General features: G+C 43.5%; 2 protein-coding genes. Both read left to right on the plus strand.

What is annotated here, in order from left to right:
- The first annotated feature begins 74 nt into the window (after nucleotides 1-74).
- Nucleotides 75-395 carry a transposase gene (locus ACXX53_RS23015; RefSeq protein WP_458571018.1) on the plus strand — a complete coding sequence of 107 codons (321 nt, stop codon included), beginning with the start codon at nucleotides 75-77 and terminating at the stop codon, nucleotides 393-395.
- A 35-nt stretch (nucleotides 396-430) separates the two neighbouring features.
- Nucleotides 431-1,327 (plus strand): IS3 family transposase, encoded by an 897-nt coding sequence (locus tag ACXX53_RS23020; protein WP_458571019.1) that lies wholly within the window; start codon nucleotides 431-433, stop codon nucleotides 1,325-1,327.
- The last annotated feature ends 76 nt before the right edge of the window (nucleotides 1,328-1,403 follow it).

Genomic DNA, 1,403 nt, shown 5'->3' on the forward strand with positions numbered 1-1,403 from the left:
CTCTTAGGCCCCCTAATTAAACTGGAGTCTTCCTATACAGTGTTTTAAACTGTAGATAAGGGAGATGATTCGGTATGGGAAAGAGACTGAAAGAGGAAGAGCGAATTCAAATCGTTAAGCAAGTATTGGCTGGTGTTAAAGTGGGGGTCTTATCCCGCATGCACGATATTCATCCAGAGACCATTCGTGGGTGGGTTAGAGATTATCGTGATTCCATATCACCAGAAGATATTCCAACTGAAGACGAGCAACTACAAGAGCTTCGGAGACTGCAGGATGTGGAACAGCGCTACGAGAAAGCTATGAAGGTACTTGGAGAAAAGGAACTCGAAAATGAGATTCTCCGAGAATTACTAAAAAAGAAAAACCCCGCTTATCTGAGAAATTTGAAATAGCAGAATCATTTATTAAGCGGGGGAAACCAGTTGCATTGGTTCTGCGAATACTTGGGTTATGGGAATCAACGTACTATGGACGAATGAAACGAGCTGCCACTCCAAAGTCAGGACGCCCTGTTGAGACTAAGAAAGGGCGTCCTGTGCCTGGTTATTCATTCACTGTGACAGGTGAGAAAGTCAATGACGAACAAATCACAGAGTGGCTCTTTGAACTGCTTGAAGGCGAAGAATATGTCTACGGTTATAAACTTCTTGGACAATCGATTCGCAATCAATATGGTGTTAAGTTAAATAAGAAGAAATCATATCGTCTGTGCAAGGAGCAGGGCATTCTTCAAAAACAGCGTCAACGGATTCCAAAACACCCACGCAGGCTTCCTAAGAATCAAGTCGTAACGAGATCTAATCAGCTGTGGCAGATGGATATTAAGTATGGCTACGTCATTGGACAGGAGCGCTTCTTTTTTGTGCTCAGTATTATTGATGTGTTCGACCGAGTCGTCGTTCAACAATACAGAGGGCCCGTATGCGAGGCCAAGCATGCCGTCCAAACTTTGTGGAGGGCGCTGCAAAGCCGTATAAAGGCAGGAGATGTAATGCCGACGATCCGTACAGATAACGGACCGCAATTCGTTAGTAAGTTATTTGGAGATACATGTGAAAGTCTAGATATGATCCATGAACGCATCCCGCCGCGAACACCTAATATGAATGCGTATATAGAGTCATTTCACAGCTTGCTGGAACGAGATCTGTTCAAAAGAAGAAACTTCATGACCTTTGAAGAAGCCTATGAGGCACTCGATCTGTATATGGACTTCTACAACAATCGCAGGATGCATGGCAGTTTAAAGTTAATGCCACCTGCAGTATTCTCAGAGTGGATCAAGACAATAGACGACTCTTCAATGTTCCATAAAGCAATGTAAAAACTCGAAATAACGAGCTATTCAATGCATGAGTAATTACTGTAGGGTAGGACTCCAGATTAAAGGGGCTTAGCCG

The sequence above is a fragment of the Paenibacillus marinisediminis genome (assembly GCF_054343325.1).